Origin of the sequence: Curtobacterium sp. MCBD17_040, from assembly GCF_003234805.2 — a bacterium.
GTDB lineage: Bacteria > Actinomycetota > Actinomycetes > Actinomycetales > Microbacteriaceae > Curtobacterium.
The window spans coordinates 435,519-455,422 of the sequence record NZ_CP126273.1; the positions used below are offsets into that span (position 1 = coordinate 435,519).

General features: G+C 72.2%; 20 protein-coding genes. 15 read left to right on the top strand and 5 right to left on the bottom strand.

All coding sequences use genetic code 11. From position 1 onward, the window contains the following. The first annotated feature begins 71 nt into the window (after positions 1 to 71). The gene (gene glgX, locus DEI94_RS02070; protein WP_111026958.1) at positions 72 to 2,090 is read left to right on the top strand and encodes a glycogen debranching protein GlgX; all 2,019 of its coding nucleotides are present in this window, start codon (positions 72 to 74) and stop codon (positions 2,088 to 2,090) included. 36 nt (positions 2,091 to 2,126) lie between these two features. Here the strand turns inward: glgX and DEI94_RS02075 are convergent, their stop codons facing one another. Both DEI94_RS02075 and DEI94_RS02080 read right to left on the bottom strand, forming a co-directional pair. Then, the gene (locus DEI94_RS02075) at positions 2,127 to 3,647 is read right to left on the bottom strand and encodes a glycosyltransferase family 39 protein (RefSeq protein WP_146249504.1); all 1,521 of its coding nucleotides are present in this window, start codon (positions 3,645 to 3,647) and stop codon (positions 2,127 to 2,129) included. Beyond that, positions 3,644 to 4,942, bottom strand: coding sequence for a glycosyltransferase family 2 protein (locus DEI94_RS02080; RefSeq protein WP_220038800.1), 1,299 nt, complete (start codon positions 4,940 to 4,942; stop codon positions 3,644 to 3,646). Before DEI94_RS02080 ends, DEI94_RS02075 begins: the two co-directional genes overlap by 4 nt. A 285-nt stretch (positions 4,943 to 5,227) precedes the next feature. On the opposite strand from DEI94_RS02080, the gene DEI94_RS02085 reads away from it, so the two are divergent. Next, complete coding sequence (locus tag DEI94_RS02085; protein WP_258368534.1) at positions 5,228 to 5,998, top strand: GntR family transcriptional regulator; 771 nt, start codon at positions 5,228 to 5,230, stop codon at positions 5,996 to 5,998. On the opposite strand, the gene DEI94_RS02090 is transcribed toward DEI94_RS02085, so the two are convergent. Both DEI94_RS02090 and DEI94_RS19815 read right to left on the bottom strand, forming a co-directional pair. Further along, the gene (locus DEI94_RS02090; RefSeq protein WP_111026955.1) at positions 5,995 to 6,447 is read right to left on the bottom strand and encodes a PTS sugar transporter subunit IIA; all 453 of its coding nucleotides are present in this window, start codon (positions 6,445 to 6,447) and stop codon (positions 5,995 to 5,997) included. The two genes, DEI94_RS02085 and DEI94_RS02090, sit on opposite strands and share 4 nt — an antisense overlap. Next, on the bottom strand, positions 6,444 to 6,902 hold the full coding sequence (locus DEI94_RS19815) for a PTS sugar transporter subunit IIB (RefSeq protein ID WP_375334600.1): 459 nt from the start codon (positions 6,900 to 6,902) through the stop codon (positions 6,444 to 6,446). Before DEI94_RS19815 ends, DEI94_RS02090 begins: the two co-directional genes overlap by 4 nt. Between DEI94_RS19815 and DEI94_RS02100 the strand changes: the two genes are divergently transcribed. The 12 genes from DEI94_RS02100 to DEI94_RS02155 all read left to right on the top strand — a co-directional run bounded on the left by DEI94_RS02100 (position 6,866) and on the right by DEI94_RS02155 (position 18,086). Further along, complete coding sequence (locus tag DEI94_RS02100; protein WP_111009723.1) at positions 6,866 to 8,113, top strand: PTS transporter subunit EIIC; 1,248 nt, start codon at positions 6,866 to 6,868, stop codon at positions 8,111 to 8,113. The two genes, DEI94_RS19815 and DEI94_RS02100, sit on opposite strands and share 37 nt — an antisense overlap. Before the next feature lie 133 nt (positions 8,114 to 8,246). Beyond that, complete coding sequence (locus DEI94_RS02105; RefSeq protein WP_111009722.1) at positions 8,247 to 9,131, top strand: metal ABC transporter ATP-binding protein; 885 nt, start codon at positions 8,247 to 8,249, stop codon at positions 9,129 to 9,131. After that, positions 9,128 to 10,060 carry a metal ABC transporter permease gene (locus DEI94_RS02110; RefSeq protein ID WP_111009721.1) on the top strand — a complete coding sequence of 311 codons (933 nt, stop codon included), beginning with the start codon at positions 9,128 to 9,130 and terminating at the stop codon, positions 10,058 to 10,060. The genes DEI94_RS02105 and DEI94_RS02110 overlap by 4 nt, the downstream gene beginning before the upstream one ends. Then, the gene (locus tag DEI94_RS02115; RefSeq protein WP_111026954.1) at positions 10,057 to 10,530 is read left to right on the top strand and encodes a Fur family transcriptional regulator; all 474 of its coding nucleotides are present in this window, start codon (positions 10,057 to 10,059) and stop codon (positions 10,528 to 10,530) included. Before DEI94_RS02110 ends, DEI94_RS02115 begins: the two co-directional genes overlap by 4 nt. A 99-nt stretch (positions 10,531 to 10,629) precedes the next feature. Beyond that, entirely contained in the window at positions 10,630 to 11,361 is a 732-nt protein-coding gene (locus tag DEI94_RS02120) for an alpha/beta hydrolase (RefSeq protein WP_111009719.1), read from the top strand. A 113-nt stretch (positions 11,362 to 11,474) separates the two neighbouring features. Beyond that, positions 11,475 to 12,929, top strand: a complete 1,455-nt coding sequence (locus DEI94_RS02125; RefSeq protein WP_111026953.1) for a lipase maturation factor family protein — start codon at positions 11,475 to 11,477, stop codon at positions 12,927 to 12,929. Positions 12,930 to 13,371: 442 nt separating this feature from the next. Continuing rightward, the gene (rpmB, locus tag DEI94_RS02130; RefSeq protein WP_111009717.1) at positions 13,372 to 13,608 is read left to right on the top strand and encodes a 50S ribosomal protein L28; all 237 of its coding nucleotides are present in this window, start codon (positions 13,372 to 13,374) and stop codon (positions 13,606 to 13,608) included. Then, positions 13,608 to 13,778 (top strand): 50S ribosomal protein L33, encoded by a 171-nt coding sequence (gene rpmG / locus DEI94_RS02135; protein WP_110823153.1) that lies wholly within the window; start codon positions 13,608 to 13,610, stop codon positions 13,776 to 13,778. Before rpmB ends, rpmG begins: the two co-directional genes overlap by 1 nt. Positions 13,779 to 13,780: 2 nt before the next feature. Beyond that, positions 13,781 to 14,086, top strand: coding sequence for a 30S ribosomal protein S14 (gene rpsN / locus DEI94_RS02140; protein WP_111009716.1), 306 nt, complete (start codon positions 13,781 to 13,783; stop codon positions 14,084 to 14,086). Between the two features lie 327 nt (positions 14,087 to 14,413). Beyond that, positions 14,414 to 14,701, top strand: a complete 288-nt coding sequence (locus DEI94_RS02145; RefSeq protein WP_111009715.1) for an HU family DNA-binding protein — start codon at positions 14,414 to 14,416, stop codon at positions 14,699 to 14,701. 128 nt (positions 14,702 to 14,829) lie between these two features. Continuing rightward, on the top strand, positions 14,830 to 16,794 hold the full coding sequence (locus DEI94_RS02150) for a bifunctional copper resistance protein CopD/cytochrome c oxidase assembly protein (RefSeq protein WP_111026952.1): 1,965 nt from the start codon (positions 14,830 to 14,832) through the stop codon (positions 16,792 to 16,794). Next, a complete protein-coding gene (locus DEI94_RS02155; RefSeq protein WP_111009713.1) occupies positions 16,791 to 18,086 on the top strand; it encodes an ATP-dependent DNA helicase in 1,296 nt (431 codons plus the stop codon). Before DEI94_RS02150 ends, DEI94_RS02155 begins: the two co-directional genes overlap by 4 nt. 290 nt (positions 18,087 to 18,376) lie before the next feature. On the opposite strand, the gene DEI94_RS02160 is transcribed toward DEI94_RS02155, so the two are convergent. Further along, complete coding sequence (locus tag DEI94_RS02160) at positions 18,377 to 18,832, bottom strand: DUF4383 domain-containing protein (RefSeq protein ID WP_146244033.1); 456 nt, start codon at positions 18,830 to 18,832, stop codon at positions 18,377 to 18,379. Between the two features lie 211 nt (positions 18,833 to 19,043). On the opposite strand from DEI94_RS02160, the gene DEI94_RS02165 reads away from it, so the two are divergent. After that, positions 19,044 to 19,904, top strand: coding sequence for a phosphatase PAP2 family protein (locus tag DEI94_RS02165; protein ID WP_111026951.1), 861 nt, complete (start codon positions 19,044 to 19,046; stop codon positions 19,902 to 19,904).

Consider the following 19,904-nt stretch of genomic DNA (forward strand, 5'->3'; position numbering starts at 1 on the left):
CGGCTGTCCCCGGAACGTGGCCGTCACGTCGGTTGCGGACACGCGCGGCCCTCGCCCGGTTGGATGGACGGATGAGCCGATCCTCCCGTCATCCCCTCGGTGTCACCCTCGTCGAGGATGGTGCCAACGTCGCCGTGTTCTCCGCCACCGCCGACCGCGTCGAGTTCTGCCGGTTCGACGAGGACGGGACCGAGCACCGCACCGAACTCACGAACCGCACCGGGTACGTGTTCCACGACATCGTCCCGGACGTCGCCGTCGGCACCCGGTACGGCGTCCGCGTGCACGGTGCGTGGGACCCGGCGAACGGGCTCCGCCACAACGCCGCGAAGCTCCTGCTCGACCCGTACGCCACCGCGATCGACGGCGACTACGAGTGGGGCCAGGCGCTCTTCGGGCACAAGATGGACGCCCCGGACGAGATCGACGACACCGACTCCGCCAGCGCCATGCCGAAGTGCGTCGTGGCCGATCGGGCGTTCGACTGGGACGACGACGCCCCGCTCCGCACCCCGCTGTCCGACACGATCGTGTACGAGACGCACGTCAAGGGGTTCACGAAGCAGCACCCCGACGTGCCCGAGGAGATCCGGGGCACCTACGCCGGCATGGGGCACCCCGCCGCGATCCAGCACCTCGTCGACCTCGGCGTCACCGCGGTCGAGCTCCTGCCGACCCACCAGTTCGTCCAGGAGGCGACGCTCACCGACAAGGGTCTGCGGAACTACTGGGGCTACAACACCATCGGCTTCCTCGCACCGCACAACGAGTACTCGTCGTCGGGCACCGCCGGGCAGCAGGTGCGCGAGTTCAAGGAGATGGTGAAGGCCCTGCACGCCGCCGGGCTCGAGGTCTTCATGGACGTCGTGTACAACCACACGGCCGAGGGCAACCACATGGGGCCGACCCTGTCGTTCAAGGGCATCGACAACACGTCGTACTACCGGCTCGTCGAGGGCGACGAGGAGCACTACTTCGACACGACCGGCACCGGCAACAGCCTCAACGTGGCCCACCCGGCCGCCCTCGCGCTCATCATGGACTCGCTGCGCTACTGGGTCGAGGAGATGCACGTCGACGGCTTCCGGTTCGACCTCGCGACGACGCTCACCCGCCAGGGCGGCGAAGCCGAGAAGTTCTCCGCGTTCCTCGACATCATCCACCAGGACCCGGTGCTGCGTGAGGTCAAGATGATCGCCGAGCCGTGGGACACCGCCGGGTACCAGGTCGGCGGGTTCCCCGCGGACTGGTCCGAGTGGAACGGGAAGTACCGGGACGACCTCCGCGACTTCTGGCGCGGCACCCCGGGGTCGCTCGGCGCCGCCGTCCAGCGCGTGCTCGGCAGCCCCGACGTCTACGAGGCGTCCCGCCGCTCCCCGCTGTGCAGCGTCGACTTCGTCACGGCGCACGACGGGTTCACGCTCGCCGACCTGACGATGTACGCCGAGAAGCACAACGAGGCCAACGGCGAGGACAACAACGACGGCGAGAGCGACAACCGCTCGTTCAACGGCGGCATCGAGGGACCGACCGACGACGGCTCCGTGAACGACTACCGGAACCTGCAGCGCCGGAACTTCCTCGGGACGCTGCTGCTGTCGACGGGCGTGCCGATGATCCTCGGGGGCGACGAGATCGCCCGGAGCCAGGGCGGCAACAACAACGCCTACTGCCAGGACGACGAGATCTCGTGGTACGACTGGGCTGCCGCCGACCGCGAGCTGCAGGCGTTCACCGCCTCGGCGATCGCGTTCCGCAAGGCGCACCCGGCCCTGACCCCCGAGTGGTACCGCGTCGCGCCGGAGCACGGCGTCGAGACCGTGCAGATCCTCCGCGCCGACGGTGAGCCGTTCGGCGACGACGACTGGGAGGACCCGCTCAACATGGCGGTGACGCTGCTGCTCACCGACGGCGAGGACGTCGTCGCGGTGCTGCTCAACGCGTCCGAGACCGTCGTCGAGTTCACGCTGCCGGAGCGCCCGGGCGGCGGCGACTGGTCCCTCGGGCTGTCGAGCGACGCGGAACAGCAGGTCGAGGAGGGCGCGACGACGCTCCTGGTGCGCGACGCGTCGTTCACCGCGCTCGTCTGAGCACTGCGCGCGGGACCACGGACGGGTGGTCGGGCGTCACGCCCGGCCACCCGTCCGTCGTGCCACCCGCCACACGTCGACGCGGTCCTCGCCCGAACCGAACCGTCGTTCGAGCACGGCCCGTCGCACCGCCGCGTGGACGAGGGGCAGGTGTGCCAGGTCCTCGCGCACGGACACGGTCGTGACCACGTAGTCGACCGTGCGGCCGTCGTCGGTGCGGCGTCGGACCTCGGGATCGCTGTCGAGCTTGTGGAACCACACGACGTCGTCGGGGTCACGGCCGGCGCGCACGAGGTCGAGCCACATGGCGTCGTCGACCACCACGACCGCGTGTCGACCGACGCGGGCGGCGAGCCACCGTTCGGCGGATCGCATCGGACGGTCGGCATCGGCGGTCGTCAGCCAGCGGAGGCCCTGCGTGGCGCTCGGCACCCAGAACGCGCCGACGGCGACCACCGCGAGCACGGTGCCGGCCGCCATGGCACGCGTCAACGACCGGGGGAACCGGCGGTCGTGTCGCAGCCATGCGCGGAGGCCGCCCTCCACGACGAGCGCCACGAGGACGGCACCGAACGGCAGGAGCACGACGACGAACGGGACGGGCAGGTACCCGCCGGGCCGGAGCGCCACGGCGACGTGTCCGAGCACGAGGACGGCGATCGGGCGGAGCCGCTGCCGGGCCGTGGCGAGCACCGCGGCGGCGAGCCCGGCGACGACGAAGGGGGCGTCGAGGGACCACCACGACGCCAGCGTGCGCGCGGTGTCGCTCGTCGCGTCGAGGACGGAACCCCCGGCCTCCCGACCGGCGACCTGGAACCACGCCGACCCCAGGAGGCTCACGTGACCCGCGCCGGGGAGGAGTTCGTCCTTGATGGTGGCCGACACCGGGTACACGGCGACGAGCAGGACGAAGAGCGGCACCGCCACACCGGCGGCGGTGCGGCGGACGGCCGGGTGCCCGCGCTGCGCGGCGACCCACGCCAGGAACGGGACGACGAGCACCGTCGTCTCCTTGGTGAGGACCGCGACCGCGCACGCGGCGGCCGCGCCGGCCCAGGCCGGCAGCTGACGGTGTCGCGCCGTGACCAGGACCGCCGCGAGCAGGACCCACGGCACGGCGAGGTCGTCGAGGTAGACCATCCGGTGGAACGCGACCGCCAGCGGCGAGATCGCGAAGACCGCCGCCGCGACGGTGGCCGCGACCGGGGAGCCGCCGAGGCGTCGGGTCAACAGCCAGGTCAGGACGGTGGCCGCGAGGGTGGCGGTGACCACGGCCTCCCGGCCGGCGAGCACCGCGGACTGGTGCCGTGCCAGCGCACCCGTCGCGCCGAACCACAGGGCGAGTTGCATCCACCCCGCCGGGGGATGGTCGTACCAGTAGGTGTAGTGGGCGAGCGCGCCCGAGTGCAGTGAGGACCAGGCCTGCGCGACGTACGTGCCCTCGTCGTCGGCGCGCTGGGGCGTGCGGCCGAGGCCGACGCACAGTGCCACGATCTCGACCACGAGCACGGGTCCGCACCAGACCACTCCCCGCAGGACCGCGGTGCGGCTGCTCACGCCGGGGCCCGGCCCGGCGTGGGGGCACCGCGCCGCTGACGCCGGTGCAGGCCGGTGTGCACCGTCTTCTGCCACGAGTGGTCGCCGCGCACCTCGCGCCACACCGCGACGACGGCCGCGACCGACAGGACGACCTGGAACGGGATCGCCCCGAGCACGAGTCGGACGTGGTCCCCCGGCCGGACCCGACGGCCGAAGGCGCGACCGAACTGGTCGAGTGCGAGGCACTCGACCACGAGCATGAGCGCGGACGGCGCCACGGGCGCGAGCGTCACGAGCGTCACGGGGACCGGGAGGCGCACCGCCAGCGTCTCGACGACGGCCACCGGGACCGACATGCCGATGAGCACCTGCGCGAACGGCATGCCGAGCACGACGCGGGCGAGCGTGCGCCGCCGCCACGACGGGAGGCCCTTCCAGGCGCCGCCACGCAGCACCTGGAGGAACCCCTGGTTCCAGCGCACCCGCTGGCGGAAGAGTCCCCGGAGGTCCGGCGGGGTCTCCTCGCGGGTCGAGTACGTCGGGTCCGTGACGACGTCGATCCGGGCGCCCGCTGCGGAGAGCCGGATGCCGAGCTCGCAGTCCTCGGCGAGGCAGTCGTCCTGCCAGCCGCCGATCCGCTCGAGCACCCGACGGCGGACGAACACGGTGTTCCCCGCGAGGGGCACGACCCCCGCCGCCGCGTGCGCGTGCAGCCGTGACCCGAACCAGAGCGCGTACTCGACCACGTTCCGGACGCGCCACCACGACCGCGCGTGGTTCATCAGCTGCACCCCGCCCTGCACCACGTCCGCGCCCGTCTCCGCGAACCGCGCGTCCACCCGCTCGAGGAGTCGCTCGTGCACGTCGTCCTCGGCGTCGAACACCCCGATGACGCTGCCCGTGGCGACCGCGAGCCCGCGGTTCAGGGCGCGCGGCTTCGTCTTCACCCGCCCCCGGTCGACCACCACGCGGACGTGGTCCGGGTGCCGGGCCGCCGCGGCCTCGGCGATCCGGGCCGTCGCGCGGTCGTCGTGCCCGACGATGACGATCACCTCGAACCGCGGGTGCGTCTGGGCGGCGAGCAGGTCGAGCGTGTCCGCGAGGACCCCCTCCTCGTGCCGGGCCGGCACGAGGAGCGAGAACGACCGCGTGCACGCCCGCAGCGTCCGGTCGAACCGGCTCCGCGCCACCCGCTCCGGTGATGCCTGCGTGTGCAGGGACCACAGGAGCGTGAGGGCCGCGAAGGCCGTCAGGGCCGCGGCGAGGGCGAGGTGCGTGGCGATCGCGGCGGCGAGGAGTGGCGCGTCGAGCACGGGGTCCCTCCACATCACGGGGCGTCGGGGGTCGGCGTCCCGAGACCGCATGGTGTGCGGGTCCGGACGTGTCGAGGACGTCGAACCGCACCGATCCGCCCGTCGGCGTCGCTCCTTTACGGCACGCACTCACCCGGGCGGGGATCCGCTGTCACCCGCGGTCCCGTCCCGCCGGATGACCCTGGCGCTCCCAGCGCTGTTCGCTACTGTGTGCTCGACTGGTCATGTCCGCACAGGACCAGCCCCCGGTCGCCGGGCCTCCACTGCGGGCGAGGAGTACGACGCGTGGCACGACGCAGCGACGAGGGTGCGGCACGACGGATCACCGAGAGCGCGATCCCGAAGCACGCGCAGCTCCGGCGGATCCTGCTCGAACTCGTGACCGAGCGACTGCAGCCGGGCGCCGCCATCCCCTCGGAGCGGCAGCTCATCACCGAGTACGGCGTCAGCCGCATCACCGTGCGCGAGGCCCTCGGCCAACTCGTCAACGAGGGCTACCTGACGCGTGTCCGCGGCAAGGGCACGTTCGTCGCGCACCGACCCGTGCAGTCGACGCTCCACCTCGCCTCGTTCACCGAGGAGATGCGTGCGCTCGGACACACGCCGACCACGGTCGTGCTCGTCCGGGAGGAACGGGTCGCGCCCGCGGACACCGCGGCCGCCCTGCACCTCGAGTCCGACGACGTCGCCGTCCACCTGAAGCGCCTGCGGCTCGCCGACGGCGTCCCCGTGTCGATCGACGACGCCTGGTTCTCGCGCGCCGCGTACCCGGGGCTCCTGGAGCACGACCTCAGCGGCTCGGTGTACTCGCTGGTGGCCGATCGGTACGGGCTGCCGATCGTCCGCGCGGTGCAGACGGTCGCGGCGGACCCGGCGAGCGACGACGTGGCGACACTCCTCGGCACCCGGACCGGGGCGCCCGTGCTCGTGTTCGACCGCGTGTCGTTCGCCGAGCCGGGCCCGGTGGAGCACACCCGGAGCTGGTACCGGAGCGACCGGTACCGGGTCCAGATGGAGGTCTCGGCCGAGGCGCCGCGGACGATCGCGCTGATCTAGGTCGTGTAGAGCGTCGCGCCCTCGGGCACGGAGCTGCCCACGGCGTCCTGGGGGACCGAGTCGGGCGTCGAACCGAGGACGACGACCGGGCACACCGGGACGTAGCCGGCCTCCACGATCGCCGCCGGGTCGAACCGCACGACGGGGTCGCCGGCCGCGACGGTGTCCCCCTCGGCGGCGAGGAGCTCGAACCCCGCACCGCCGAGCTTGACCGTGTCGATGCCGACGTGCACGAGGACGTCCGTGCCCTCGGCACCCTCGATCGCGAACGCGTGCGGGTGGAGCTTGACGATCGTGCCCGCCACGGGCGCCACCGCCGTCACGGACCGGGCGTGCTCGTCCGGGCGCACGGCGACGCCCGCCCCGACGAGCTGGCCCGCGAACACCGGATCCGGCACGTCGGCGAGCCCGACGACCGGTCCGGCGAACGGCGTGCGGACGTCCGTCACAGGATGTCCTCGATGTCCTGCGCCAGGTTGTCGGCCTCGGGGCCGACGATCACCTGCACGCCGGTGCCCATGGCGACGACGGCGATCGCACCCGCCTGCTTGAGCGCGGCCTCGTCGACGAGCGACGGGTCGACCACCTCGGTGCGGAGGCGCGTGATGCAGCCCTCGACCTCCTCGATGTTGTCGGCGCCGCCGAGTGCTGCCACGATCGCTTCTGCCTTCGACATGGGTCCTCCTCCAGGGGATGAACTGCGGTCTCGACGGGGCCGGGACCGGGTTGTTGACACGGACCACGCTGATGTGGAGACTACAGCGAACTGGTCATGACCGGACAGGACCGGCACTGTTCTCGAACAGTACCGACGCGGGATCCGGGCATCAACCACCCATGCTCCACCCGATGACGAGAGGATCCACCATGACCACGGCCGAAGCCGTCCCGGTGTCCACCCCACCGGCCAAGAAGCCCAGTCGCGCGTTCGCCAACCTGCAGCGGCTCGGCCGGAGCCTCATGCTCCCGATCGCGGTGCTCCCGGCCGCCGGCATCCTGCTCCGCCTCGGGCAGGCCGACCTGCTCGGCGCCATCCCCGGGTTCGGACAGTGGGCCGCGGTCATCTCCGCCGCCGGCAACGGCGTCTTCACGTGGCTGCCGCTCATCTTCGCCGTCGGCATCGCGATCGGGTGGGCCAAGAAGTCCGACGGGTCGACCGCCCTCGCCGCGGTCGTCGGCTACATGGTGCTCTCGAGCGTGTTCACCGCGATGTCGCCCATCGTGCTCGGCACCCACAAGAACGCCGCCGGCACCGTGCCCACCATCAACTACGGGGTCCTCGGCGGCATCGTGATGGGGCTCGTGTCCGCGGTGCTCTGGCAGCGGTTCCACCGGACGAAGCTGCCCGACTTCATCGGGTTCTTCTCCGGCCGACGCCTGGTCCCGATCCTCAGCGCGTTCGCCGGGCTGTTCATCGGCGTGGCGATGGCGTTCCTCTACATCCCGTTCGACGCCGTCATCACCTGGATCGGCAACGCGGTCGCGTCCAACTCGGTCGTCGGCGGCGGGATCTACGGCGCGGCGAACCGCCTGCTCATCCCGACGGGCCTCCACCAGATCCTCAACTCGGTCGTCTGGTTCATCATCGGCGACTACCACGGTGCGCATGGCGACCTCAACCGCTTCTTCGCGGGCGACCCGCACGCCGGCATCTTCATGACCGGGTTCTTCCCGATCATGATGTTCGGTCTCCCGGGCGCGGCCCTGGCGATCTGGCGTCACGCGAAGCCGCAGAACCGCAAGGTCGTCGGCGGCATCATGCTCTCGGCCGCGCTCACCTCGTTCGTCACGGGCATCACCGAGCCGCTCGAGTACTCCTTCATGTTCGTGGCCTGGCCGCTCTACGTCGTGCACGCGGTCCTGACCGGCACGTCGCTCGCACTCGTCAACGCGCTCGGGATCCACGACGGCTTCACGTTCTCCGCGGGCGCGATCGACTACGTGCTCAACTTCGGAAAGGCGCAGGGCGCGATCTGGCTCATCCCGATCGGCATCGCCTACGGCGTCATCTACTACTTCGTATTCAGCTTCGTCATCAAACGCTGGAACCTCCGGACCCCGGGGCGCGAGGACGACGCGGCGGCCGAGTCGGTCGAGGCGGCCACCACGCCCTGACGTGGCGCGACGGACGGGAGGCGCGGTGCCGGTCGGTACCGCGCCTCCCGTCCGTGGTTTTGACGATCATTCTCAACAGGTCTAGCGTCGAGGGGCGGCAGCGCACGGACGCTCGCCGCGAGGAAGGACCGCCGTGACCCCGCGCGCACCCCACGAGGACGAGCAGGACGCCGTCCTGTCCCTGCGTGGCGCCGGGCTCGCGTACGGGTCACGGCACCTCTGGCACGACCTCGACCTCGACGTCCGGCCGGGGGAGTTCCTCGCGGTCCTCGGACCGAACGGCGCCGGCAAGACGAGCCTGCTGCGCACCGTGCTCGGGCAGCAGACGCTCACGACCGGCTCGATCCGGTTCCTCGGCGAACCCGTCACCCGCGGACACCGGCGTATCGGGTACGTCCCCCAGCAGCGGCTCATGGAGTCGGGCACGCCGCTGCGGACCCGGGACCTGGTGGCGCTCGGGGTGACCGGGCACCGGTGGGGCCTCCGCCCGGCCCGCGCGGCGGAACGCGCCCGCATCGACGCGATCCTCGACGAGGTCGGCGCCGCCGCGTTCGCCGACGCCCCGGTCGCCGAGCTGTCCGGCGGCGAGCAGCAGCGCGCCCGGGTCGGCCAGGCGATCGCCGCGGATCCCGCGCTCCTGCTCTGCGACGAACCCCTCATCTCGCTGGACCTCCGGCACCAGCGCGAGGTGACCGCGCTCATCGACCGGCAGCGTCGCCAGCGGGACGCCGCCGTGCTGTTCGTGACGCACGACGTCAACCCGATCCTCGACGTCGTCGACCGCGTGCTCTACATCGCGCGCGGCCGCTTCCGGATCGGCGCGCCCGACGAGGTCCTCCGCGCCGACGTCCTGTCCGACCTGTACGGCACGCCGGTCGACGTCGTCCGGACCATGGGGCGGATCGTCATCGTCGGTTCGAACGACCCGCACGACCACCTCGGTGAGCACCACCACCACGAGGGCGATCACGACCTCCGGATCGCCGACGACGCGACGGAAGGACCGGCGCGCCGATGATCCTCGCCACCGACCTGCACCAGCTGCTCTCGACCGTGTTCTCGTTCCAGGACTTCGGCGCGCTGCTCGGCCTCGTGCGGAACTCGATCCTCGCCGGCGCGGTACTCGGGATCGTCGGGGGGCTCATCGGGCCGTTCGTCGTGGCCCGCAACCTGCCGTTCGCCGTGCACGGCATCAGCGAGCTGTCGTTCGCCGGGGCGTCCGCCGCACTGCTCATGGGCGTCGACGTCGTCGCGGGGTCGCTCGTCGGGTCCGTGCTCGCCGCGGTCGTCATCGGCCTGCTCGGATCCCGGGCCCGCGAGCGCAACTCGATCATCGCGGTGCTCATGCCGTTCGGCCTCGGCCTCGGGATCCTGTGCCTCGCGCTGTACCGGGGCCGCGCGGCGAACAAGTTCGGGTTGCTCACCGGGCAGATCGTGGCCGTCGACGACCCCCAGCTCGGGATCCTGCTCGTCGTCGCGGCGATCGTCGTCGTGACGCTCCTCGTCATCTGGCGACCGTTGCACTTCGCCAGCGTCGACCCCGACGTGGCCGCGGCCGCGGGACTGCCGGTCCGGACCCTCGCCCTCCTGTTCATGCTCGTCCTCGGGCTGGCGACCGCGGTGTCCGTGCAGGTCGTCGGGGCCCTGCTCGTGCTCTCGCTGCTCGTCACCCCCGCCGCGGCGGCCCTCCGCGTGACCGTGCACCCCGTGCTCGTGCCCGTCCTGTCGATGGTGTTCGCGGTGACGAGTGTCGTCGGCGGCATCCTGCTCGCCCTCGGCGGAGGCCTGCCGATCAGCCCGTACGTGACCACGATCTCGTTCGCCATCTGGGTCGTCTGTCGGATCGTCGGTGGTCGGCGGGACGCTCGGGGGCGGGACCGCATCGCCCGCCGAGCGGCACGCGAGGACCCAGTGACCACGACGACACCAGCGGAGGTGGGTGCATGACCCCGACGGACGCGACGGACGCGACGGACGCGACGGACGCGACGGACGCCCTGCCCGCGGCGGACACCGCCGACGCGACCCCGCACAAGCGCGCGACCCGGCAGCGCGGGGCGGTGCGCGAGGCCCTCGACGCCACCGAGGGCTTCGTGAGCGCCCAGGGTCTGCACGCCCGGCTCCGCGACACCGGGTCGACGATCGGCCTCGCGACCGTGTACCGCGCGCTGGGCGGTCTGGCCGACGAGGGTGCCGCGGACGTCCTGCAGCAGGACGGCGAGACCCTGTACCGCGCCTGCACGCCGGGCACGCACCACCACCACCTCATCTGCCGCACGTGCGGCACCACCGTCGAGATCGAGGCGGACGAGGTCGAGTCGTGGGCGCAGCGCGTCGCCGCGGAGCACGGGTTCACCCGCGCGAACCACGTCGTCGACGTGTTCGGCGAGTGCGCGGCCTGCAGCGCGCGGCGCTGACAGGGGGCGGCGCACCGCACCACGGGTCGGCCGGGAGGCACCACGCGGGTCCGGCACACGCCTCCCCGTCCGTCCCGGGTCGGCGTTAGGCTGCGGCGCATGTACGTGATCCTGGTGCCGGGGATGTGGCTCGACGCGAGCGCGTGGGACGACGTCGCCCCGGTCCTCCGCGCCGCCGGGCACGAGGTCGAGGCCCTGACGCTCCCCGGGATGCACCCGGGCGACGACCCCGCGTCGGTCGGGTTCGAGGACCAGGTCCAGGCCGTCGTGAACCGCGTCGACGCGGCGAGCCGCACGACCTCGGGTGCCGAGTCGATCGCCCTCGTCGGGCACTCGGCCTCGGGCGCCGTGGTCGGCGTCGCGGTCGACCGCCGGGCGGCGCGCATCCGTGCCGCGGTGTACGTCGACGCGATCCCGTTCCCGGAGGGCGACTGGGACAACGACGAGTTCCCGGTGGTCGACGGCGTCGTGCCGTTCCCGGAGCGTTCGGCGTTCGGCGAGGCCATGGTCCGCGACACCACCGACGAGCAGTGGGCGGCACTGCAGGCGCGGGCGATCCCCGTGCCCGCGGGGGCGACCCGACAGCACTTCCGGCTGACGGACGAGGCACGCCGCCGGGTCCCGACGACGGTCATCACGAGCGAGATGAGCCCGGACGAGCTCACCGCGGGGATCACGGCGCACGCGGACTGGGCGACCGAGCTCGCGGCGACCGAGGACCTCCGCATCGTCGGCCTCGACACCGGGCACTGGGCGATGTCCACCCGGCCGGCGGAGCTCGGGGCGCTCATCGTCGAGGCGCTCGCGCCGCGGCCGACGCAGGGGGTCTGACCCCGCGCTCGCCGGCGCGGCATTCGCCGGCCCTGCGCTCGCCCGGCCCGGTGCCCACCTGCCCTGCGCCCGGCCGGACCGGTCCCGACCCGGACGCGCGTAGCCTCCCGGCCATGGACGTGAGCACGCTGACCACGTGGGCCGGCGCGACCGACTACGACCTGGCGCGCCAGGTGCTGCAGCGTGGTGTCGCGGCGGTCTACGCCATCGCGTTCCTGTCCACGCTCGCGCAGTTCCCGGCGTTGCTCGGTGAGCACGGCCTCCTGCCCGTGCCCCGGTACATGCGGCTCCGGTACGCGCAGCAGCAGCCGATCGTGTGGCGGTGGATCCCGTACACCGACAGGCGGCTGCGGATGCTCGCGGGAGCGGGCGTCGTGCTCGCGCTGTCGGTCGTCGCCGGGTTGCCGCAGCTCGGGCCCGCCTGGGTGCCCGCGGTCGTGTTCCTGCTCATGTGGCTCGGGTACATGTCGATCGTCGACGTCGGCCAGACGTTCTACGGCTTCGGATGGGAGTCGTTGCTCCTCGAGGCCGGGTTCACGGTCGCGTTCCTCGGCTCGGACGACGTCGCCCCGTCGGTGATCGTCCTGTTCGCGATCCGCTGGCTCGTGTTCCGGCTCGAGTTCGGTGCGGGGATGATCAAGATGCGGGGCGACGCGTCGTGGCGGGACCTGACCGCGCTGTACTACCACCACGAGACGCAGCCGATGCCCAATCCCATGAGCCGCACCGCGCACCTGCTGCCGAAGCCCGTGCACCGGTTCGAGACGCTCGGCAGTCACGTCGTGCAGCTCGTCGTGCCGTTCTTCCTGTTCGCACCCCAGCCGGTCGCGAGCATCGCCGCGGCGCTCGTCGTCATCACGCAGCTCTGGCTCGTGGTGAGCGGCAACTTCGCGTGGCTCAACGTCCTCACGATGCTGCTGGCGTTCGCCGCCATCGACGACCGGGCGTTCGGCGCGGTGATCCCCGCAGTGGACGCTGCCGCGGGGCCGACCGCGACGCCCGTGTGGTTCGTCGTGCTCACCGTGCTCGTCGGGCTGCTCCTGCTCTGGCTGTCGTGGCCGCCCGCGAAGAACCTGGTGTCGAAGCGGCAGCTCATGAACGCGAGCTTCAACCGCTGGCACCTCGTCAACGCGTACGGGGCGTTCGGCAGCGTGACGCAGCAGCGGTCCGAGGTGATCGTCGAGGGCACGGAGGCCGAGGTCCCGCAGGAGGGCGACTGGGTCCCGTACGAGTTCAAGGGGAAACCGGGGGACCCGCGCCGGCGCCCGCGGCAGTTCGCGCCGTACCACCTGCGGCTCGACTGGCTCATGTGGTTCCTGGCGCTCGGCGCCGACGACGGCTGGTTCCGGGTGTTCGTCGTGCGCCTGCTCGAGGCCGACCGACCGACGCTCCGCCTGCTCCGGGTGGACCCCTTCGACGGGCGGCGTCCACGGTGGCTCCGCGCGCGGATGTTCCTGTACCGGTTCGCGACGCGCGAGGAGCGCCGTGCGACGGGCCTGTACTGGGTGCGGCAGGAGCAGTTCACCCTCGTGCGTCCGACGGGGATGGCGCCCCAGCGCGAGCGGTGACCCCGGGTCCGGTCCGGCCCCGCCACCGGCCCGGGCCCCGGCCGGGCGCCGGCCCGGCTCGCGAGCGTGCAAGACGGGCCGCTCACGTTCCTCCCGCACGGCGCGTTGCTCTTTCGGCGGACGGGAGCGGCGCGTCGGGCGGTCTCGGCGCGGGCGCGAGCGGTGGCCGCGTGCGGCCGGCCGGGAGGCGCGGCTTGCGACGCGCCCGGGCCTCACGTAGGCTTGTCGCTTGGTCCGTCGCGTCCGCGCGGCGAACTGTTGTTCTGCCCTCCGACCATCGCAGCAGCCGTGGTCGCGCGGATCCGCTCCCTCGGGAACGGACGGGGCGGTGCGCACACCCCCCTCGCTCCTGTCGATCGGTCGACACGAGCGCGTGCGCGCCGGGCAAGTGACCTTGGGTGTGGCCGATCCGGCCGCACGGTAACCATCTCAGGAGGAGACCATGGCAGCAGTCTGCCAGGTGACCGGCGCCGTTCCCGGCTTCGGGCACAACATCTCACACTCGCACCGCCGGACGAAGCGCCGCTTCGACCCGAACGTGCAGAAGAAGACGTACTTCGTGCCGTCGCTCCGGCGCAACGTCACGCTCACCGTCAGCGCGAAGGGCATCAAGGTGATCGACGCCCGCGGCATCGAGTCCGTGGTCAAGGACATCCTGGCCCGTGGGGAGAAGATCTGATGGCCAAGCGCGGTCAGGACATCCGTCCGATCATCAAGCTCCGTTCCACGGCGGGCACCGGGTTCACCTACGTGACCAAGAAGAACCGCCGGAACAACCCCGACCGCCTCGTGCTCAAGAAGTACGACCCGGTCATCCGCAAGCACGTCGACTTCCGCGAGGAGCGCTAAGCATGGCCAAGAAGAGCAAGATCGCCAAGAACGACCAGCGCGCGGTCATCATCGAGCGCTACGCCGAGCGTCGTCTCGAGCTGAAGAAGGCCCTCGTGGACCCGAACGGCACCGACGAGAGCCGCGAGGCCGCCCGCGTCGGCCTGCAGAAGCTCCCGCGCGACGCCTCGCCGGTCCGCTACCGCAACCGCGACGCCATCGACGGTCGCCCCCGCGGCAACATCCGCGAGTTCGGCATCAGCCGTGTCCGCTTCCGCTCCATGGCCCACCGCGGCGAGCTCCCCGGCATCACCAAGTCGTCCTGGTGACGCCGACCCGCTGACACGGCGGGTCACCACGAACGAACGCTCCTCGCCCCTCGGGTCGGGGAGCGTTCGTCGTTCCCTGGGTGATGCGGTCGACCCAGGGTGATGCGGTCGACCGCGGGTGATGCGATGGGCCGTGCGCTCGGTCACATGGGTCACAGCAGCCCCAGCAGTCCCGGGGAACCGCGAGAATCCGGGCGAGTTGGCCGGGATGCGCCCGGGTGGCTGGTAGGTTCGCCTACGGTTCCACGGGCCCTCGGCCTCGTGGTCACCCCGCTCGGGTGCGGCATGCGCCCGGTCTGTACCGCTGAGAGTCCGAGGAGGACATCCATGGCTGACAAGTCCCTCAACCGCACCGAGCTCGTCGCCGCGATCGCGACCGAGTCGGGCCAGAGCCAGGCCGCCGTCAACGGCGTCGTCGACGCGCTCTTCTCCGTCGTGTCGAAGTCGCTCAGCGAGGGCGCCAAGATCTCGATCCCCGGGTGGATCGCGTTCGAGAAGACCCACCGCGCCGCCCGCACGGGCCGCAACCCGCAGACGGGCGAGGCGCTCGAGATCGCCGCGAGCGACAGCGTCAAGGTGAGCGCGGGCAGCAAGCTCAAGGCCGCCGTCAAGTAACGACGGCGAATCGACGACGGGGACGGCGCGTTGCGCCGTCCCCGTCGTCGTTCCCGGCCTGTCGTGCGTTCCACGACCGCGATCCACAGTCGGTCGGGGTCGCCGGGGCATCGCCGTAGGCTGGACGGGTGACTCGTCTCGCCCGGATCGCCGCGCCCGCGGTGCTGCTCCTCGTGGCGTTCGTGTCCGTGCTCGTGGCACTCGTCATCGGTGGTGCGGCGGACGCCCCGCTCGTGTCGGATCCCGGTGCCGCCGTCCGGTTCGGTCTGCCGATCGCCAAGACCGTGGTGGACCTGGCGGCCGCCGCGACCATCGGCGGCCTCGGGCTCGCCACCGTCGCGCTGTCCCGCACGGCACCGGAGTGGAACCGAGCACTCGACGTCGCCGCCGCCTCCGCCGGCGTGTGGACGGTCGCCGCCGCGGTCACCACGTTCTTCTCGTTCCTCAGCGTCGTGGACGTCCCGGTCACGCTCGACCAGCAGTTCGGCCAGTCCCTCAGCGTGTTCCTGACCGGCACGGATCTCGGGTTGGCGTGGATCGTCACGGTCCTCGTCGCCGCCGTGGTCACGGTCCTCTGCTTCGCGGTCCGCTCCCGCGGGCTCGTGGCCCTCGTCGCCGGCGTCGCGATGGTCGGCCTGGTCCCGATGGCCGAGCAGGGGCACGCCGCGGGCACGGCCAGCCACGACGCAGCCGTCACGGCACTCGGACTGCACCTCGTCGGCGCGGCGCTCTGGGTCGGCGGGCTGCTCTCCCTGGCGCTCCTCCGCGGCGTCCTCCCCGCCGAGCGGCTGCCGCTCGTCACCGCGCGGTACTCGAGCATCGCGCTCGGGTGCTTCGTGCTCGTGGCCGCCTCGGGGTACGCCTCCGCGTCGATCCGCGTCGGGAGTTGGGGGGCGTTGCTCACCCCGTACGGCGTCCTCGTGCTCGTCAAGACCGCGGCGCTCCTGGGCATCGGTGTGCTCGGCGCACTGCAGCGTCGTCGGACCGTCGTCGCGCTCGCGGCCGACCCCGCCCGACGGCGCCCCTTCTGGACGCTCGTGGTCGCCGAGCTCGCGGTGATGGGCGTCGCGTCGGGCTTCGCGGCGGCACTCGCCCGCACTGCGCCCCCGGTCGACCAGGTCGCCCTGAGCACGACCAGCGACCCCACGCCCGCCGAACTGCTCACCGACGATCGTCTGCCCGCCGCGCCCGGTGCGTGGACGTGGCTCACCGGCGGTTCGCTCGACCTGTTCTGGGTCATGGCCGTCGTGCTGCTCGCCGCGGTGTATGCGGCCGGGATCATCCGCCTCCGGCGCCAGGGTCGGCGGTGGCCGGTGCTGCGGACCGTGTCGGCGATCGCGACGGTGCTCGTGCTGCTCGCCGCGACGAACGGGGCGCTGCACCGGTACGACCGGTTCCTCGTGTCGTCGGCGCTCGCCGAGCACGTCCTCCTCGGGCTCCTCGTGCCGGTGCTCGCCTGGGGTGCCGGTCCGGTCCTCCTGATCCGGGCCGCGGTGCACCCACGGCAGGACGGCAGCACCGGCGTCCGCGAGTGGACCGGGATCCTCGTCGACAACGTGGTCGTCCGGTACCTCGCGCAGCCGTTCCCCGCGGCCGTGCTCCTCGGCGCGCTCTGGTGGGCGTACGTCGACACCGACGTCCTGCGGTGGGCGGCCGACGACGGCATCACCCGCACGGTGACCGACGTCGTGTTCCTCGCGGTGGGGCTCGTCGCCGTGCCGACGCTCCTGACGCCGGTGGCGGTCGGGGCTCGACGCCCGAGCACCGGCGCGGCACTGGTCCGGATCGGCAGCGGGGCGCTCGTCGCGGCGTCGATGGTGGTGCTCGGCTCGGTGCTCCGAGGCCCGCTCGGCCTGGTCCAGGCGTCCTGGTTCGGCGCGATGGGCCGGACGTGGGGCTCCGATCCGGTGGTCGACCAGGCGCGGGGCGGACTCGTGCTCGTCGTGGCCGGCATCGCCTTCCTCGTGCTCGTCGTCGTGGTGGTCCTCGTGCGGTCCCGACGCTCCTCGTCCGAGGGTGAGCCGACCGTCCGGTCCACGGGTCCGACGGCCCGGGTCGACGCCGGTGTGACGACGGCGGTGGCCCGGTCATGAGTCCCGAGCTGACGCCGGAGCAGCGGGCGGTCTTCGAGTACATCGAGTCCACCCGTGACCACGTGTTCATCACCGGCCGGGCGGGGACCGGCAAGTCGACCCTCCTGCACCACCTGTCGTGGAACACCGCCAAGCAGGTGGTCATCTGCGCGCCCACGGGTGTCGCGGCGCTCAACGTCGGCGGTCAGACGATCCACTCGCTGTTCCGGCTGCCGATCGGACTCATCGCGGATGCCGACCTCGAGCAGAACAGCGAGGTCCGCAAGCTGCTCAACACGATCGACACCGTCGTCATCGACGAGATCTCGATGGTCAACGCAGACCTGCTCGACGCCATCGACCGCTCCCTCCGCAAGGCACGCCAGCGCTCCCGCGAGCCCTTCGGCGGCGTGCAGGTCGTCATGTTCGGAGACCCCTACCAGTTGCCACCGGTGCCGGGGGACGCCGACGAGCGGGCGTACTTCGCCGACCACTACCGGTCGATGTGGTTCTTCGACGCCAAGGTGTGGCTCGAGACCGAGCTGCACATCGTCGAGCTGGCCCGCATCCACCGGCAGCGTGACGACGCGTTCGCGGCGATGCTCACGGCCGTGCGGCACGGGCGGGTCACGGCGGACGTCGCGAACGCGCTCAACACCGCGGGAGCGCGACCGGCTCCGGACGGCGTGATCACCCTCGCGACCCGGAACGACACCGTCGCGCGGATCAACAAGACCGCCCTCGACCGACTACCCGGCCGCGTGAAGACCGCCAAGGCCGAGGTGAGCGGGGACTTCGGCGGCCGGAACCACCCCGCCGACGAGGCGCTCGAGCTGAAGCCCGGCGCACACGTCATGTTCCTGCGGAACGACGCCGACCAGCGGTGGGTGAACGGGACGATCGGCGTCGTCACGAAGATCCGCGACACCGTCTGGGTCGAGGTCGACGACGAGGAGTTCGAGGTCCAGCCGAGCGTGTGGGAGAAGGTCAAGTACTCGTACTCCGCGGCGACGAAGGAGCTCAAGAAGGACGTCGTCGGCGAGTTCCAGCAGTTCCCGCTCCGCCTCGCCTGGGCCGTCACGATCCACAAGTCGCAGGGCAAGACGTACGACCGCGCCGTCGTCGACCTCGGGAACCGGGTGTTCAGCGCGGGGCAGGCGTACGTCGCGCTGAGCCGGATCACCTCGCTCGACGGGCTCTACATGACCCGGGACCTCCGGCCGCGCGACATCATCGTCGACAACGACGTCCGGCGCTTCATGTCCGAGGCGCCGCGGATCGTCGCGACCGCGTTGCCGGCGCCGCCCCGGTGAGCTCGCGCGTCCGCTGACGCGGTGGCCGGGTGATCGCGCGGTGACCGGGGGGCGATGACCGGGTGGTGACGCGGTGACCGGGGGATGACGAGACCGCTGGCTGCGGAGACCGGGCGATGACGAGACCGCTGGCTGCGGAGACCGGGTGACGACGCGGAGACCGGCGACGACGCGGAGACCGGGCGATGACGGGGGAGCCGGGGAGCGCCTCCCATGCGGCGCGCCGCGCGGACAGGACGACGCCCCCGGGATGTCCCGGGGGCGTCGTCGGTGGCGTGGAGCGGGAGCGCTCAGGCGCCGGCGCGGTTGAGGCCGCGGATCGCCCGCAGGTTCTGCTTGTCGGCACCGATCGCGGTGAGCACGAGGATCGCGCCGACGATGACGTGGAACACGTTGTCGGTCGTGTTCGCCGCCAGGACGTTCGCGCTCGTGTTCATGAACACGAACCCGTAGACGCCGATCACGAGGACGATGACGCCGACGAGCAGGTTCATGCCCCGCGCCGACGGGAGCGTCCCCATGCCGGCGATGAGGAGGGCGGCCGCGAGCGCCGTCCAGATGAACGCCAGGGCGGGGTTCACGAGGAACGCGCCCCAGAGGTAGCCGCCTTCGTTGCCGAGGAAGTGGTGGCCGCCGTTGCCCGCGAAGAGGAAGCCCAGGATGCCCCAGATGGCGAACATCGAACCCGCCGTCATGGCGAGCGCCCGGTTCGGTGAGGACGCGAAGCTCGGCTGGACGATGGACATCTCGTTCTCCTCTCCTCGGACGTCGTGGTCGTCCTCGGGATCGTGGGTCAGTGCCGCCCAGATGCGCGCCGAGCGCGACGGTCGGTGGTCGCTCTCAGCCTCCGGCGGGCGGGGAAACGGTATCGTGTCCCGCCCCGACCGGCCCAATCGGAGCGCCGCCACGATGCGGATGCCCACGCCGACGACCACCGCCCCGATCAAGAGGAGTCCCGTGACCTTCACACCCGACCGCACCGGTGAGGTGTCACGTCGGGGACGGTGGTTCCTGCTCGCTGCCGTGGGTTTCGTGGTCGTGCCTCTCGTCTACGCGGCCGCCGTGCTGACCCCGATCGGTCAGCGCCTCGAGGACGCTGCGCTGAGCGGGGTCCGGGACACGGACCTGTTCGGGTCCGACACCGCGCTCAACGTCATCTCGGTCCCGGTGATCCTGCTGCTCGTCGTCGTGATCGTCGCCGTCGGTCTGGGCCGCCGGCGGCTCGGCGTGGGCATCGGAGCCGGGGTCGTGGTGCTCGCGTCCGCGGGGACGTCGACCTTGCTCAAGCGTATCGCCGCGCGCCCTGAGATCGCCGGGTCGACGACCCCGAACTCGTTCCCGTCGGGTCACGCCACGATCGCGCTGGCGGCGTCGTTCGCGGTGCTCATGGTGACCCCCCGGCGGTTCCGGCCCGTGGTGCTGCTCGTCGGCGCCGCCTACGCGGTGATCGTGGCGAACCAGACCGTCGTCTACGGCTGGCACCGGATGAGCGACATCGTCGGCGCGTGTGGGGTCGCGCTCTTCTGGCTCGGGATCGTCCGGGCGGTCGGACCGCGGGTCGACCTCGGCCTGCGGGGTGACCGCGACGCTCCGCGGGGGCCGCGCGTCCTCGTCACCGGAGCGCTCCTGGCGGCCCTCGGCATCGCCGTGCTCATCGGCGCCGTCGCCGCGGTCGTGTTCGTGGTGAGCGACGCGGCGGACGGTCCGTCCCTGCTGGTCGCGGGTCGGATGGCGGCGTCGGGGAGCGTCGTGCTCACGATGCTCGCGGTGTGGCTCGCCGACGGCATGCACCACGCCGGTGGGGGTGATCGGCGCTGA